This is a genomic window from Lysinibacillus sp. GbtcB16 (assembly GCF_019091145.1).
Taxonomy (GTDB): domain Bacteria; phylum Bacillota; class Bacilli; order Bacillales_A; family Planococcaceae; genus Lysinibacillus; species Lysinibacillus fusiformis.
Genome location: NZ_JAGXJV010000233.1, coordinates 1 through 318 on the forward strand (window position 1 = coordinate 1; position 318 = coordinate 318).

Consider the following 318-nt stretch of genomic DNA (forward strand, 5'->3'; position numbering starts at 1 on the left):
TAGACCGAAACCATAGAACGAGTTGAGTTAATCGAACAAGCGACGAGCTGCGAACCGAACGGAACGAGCGTTAATCAATACGGTCGAAATAAAAAAAGCTATCCCCCCATCCGGGCGGATAGCTTTTCTGCATTACCCTGTTACAACGCGCAAATTCATCTCAGCCTCTTTAATGCGCTCCAGGTTTTTGCGATTGTTAACGAGCAGCGATTGCAAGGTAGCCGATAGCTCCTCCAACGTCGCGGAAGCTTCCTCGGAGATAGCGGCCAAGTTATTCGTAGAATCGCTAATCGTAACCGACGAGGAACTGATCCGGTC

General features: G+C 49.4%; 1 pseudogene. It reads right to left on the minus strand.

Annotated elements, in window-relative coordinates:
- Positions 1-132: 132 nt before the first annotated feature.
- Positions 133-318, minus strand: a pseudogene (locus KVT27_RS24105) (methyl-accepting chemotaxis protein); the annotation flags it as partial.